This window comes from uncultured Acetatifactor sp. (assembly GCF_948601915.1).
In the GTDB taxonomy this organism is placed as follows: domain Bacteria; phylum Bacillota; class Clostridia; order Lachnospirales; family Lachnospiraceae; genus Acetatifactor.
The window spans coordinates 1-1,223 of sequence record NZ_CAPDXS010000202.1 but is presented as its reverse complement, the minus strand read 5'-3'; the positions used below and the strand labels follow the sequence as shown (position 1 = coordinate 1,223).

Genomic DNA, 1,223 nt, shown 5'->3' with positions numbered 1-1,223 from the left:
CGGAAAGGTCAACCAGGGAAAGGGTACGGCTGCTTCATGACTCATGAAATACAGGATGAAAGATATTTTGTGGCTGACGAAGCCATATATGACGCGTTCTTTTTGCTTCTGAAGGAAAAGGACATGGACAAGATAACGGTTTCCGATATCATAAAAAGGGCCGGAGTGGTGCGCAGCACCTTTTACAACCACTACGAAAACGTTCCGGCTCTTGTGTCGGCCATTGAGGATAAGACGATCCAGGACATCTTCTCCCTCATGGAGACGTTCCACCCGAAGAATGACCATGACATGTGCAAAACTTTTTTCCTGACGATATGCGGCTACACCAGGACCAACCCGTTTCTGGCCAATCTGCTCAGAAGCCCCAGAGGGGACGGGTTCTTTGAGAAATCCATCACCATGCTCCACCGCTATGTGGCAAAGGTCATGCAGGATACGGAGCCTTCCGAGCACAGCAAAGAAGAGGTATCCTACATGATCGCCTGTTCGATCGGCAGTACGATCGGCGTCCTCCACAAATGGAGCAGGGAAGATTTCCAGGCTCCGGCAGAGGTGGTGGCCGATATCCTGACCCAGGCCTTTATGGCGGGCATGCTCCCCTTTATGTCGTAGGGAGCTCCTCGTCGATCAGAACGTCCTGCCGCTTTATCTTTCTGGTGGAATTTTTGATGAAAGGGTGCTTCCGGACGACCAGCCCTGTGATCTGGCGGTAGCTGGGCTGGCCTTTGTTGTATTTGTCCAGAAACGCCTGGAGCTCCTTCTGGATTTTCTCCTCATTCATCCGCTTTGCCGCCACCACGTCCTGATCCGGGTAGATCCTGGCGGTGAGCCCGTTGTTCTCGCCGGTTACCACTACCTCGCCCACCAGCTTGTCCAGGGCCAGTTTGTTCTCGATCTCTTCCGGGGAGATGTTCTCGCCGTTGGAAAGGATGATTAGGTTCTTGACCCGTCCGTTGATGAACAGGAACCCGTCCTCGTCCAGATACCCCTTATCCCCTGTGTGGAGCCATCCGCCTTCCAGGGTCTTTGCAGTCTCCTCGGGCATTTTGTAATAGCCCTTCATGACGCTGCTGCCCTTCACCAGGATCTCGCCGTCCGCAAACGATATCTCCACATTGGAAAGAGGCCTACCGATAGAGCCTGCCTTGTGGTCGTCCGGCAGATTGCAGCTGAATACCGGGGAGCATTCCGACATGCCGTATCCCTCCAGGACGTCGATT

2 protein-coding genes are annotated in these 1,223 nt (G+C 53.7%); one reads left to right on the top strand and one right to left on the bottom strand.

Annotated features, from left to right (window positions below):
• Window positions 1–69: 69 nt before the first annotated feature.
• A complete protein-coding gene (locus Q2B33_RS22305; protein ID WP_300567334.1) occupies window positions 70–615 on the top strand; it encodes a TetR/AcrR family transcriptional regulator in 546 nt (181 codons plus the stop codon).
• On the opposite strand, the gene Q2B33_RS22300 is transcribed toward Q2B33_RS22305, so the two are convergent.
• The coding region (locus tag Q2B33_RS22300; RefSeq protein WP_300914263.1) for an AMP-binding protein at window positions 605–1,223 on the bottom strand (619 nt) is incomplete at its 5' end. The genes Q2B33_RS22305 and Q2B33_RS22300 overlap by 11 nt on opposite strands.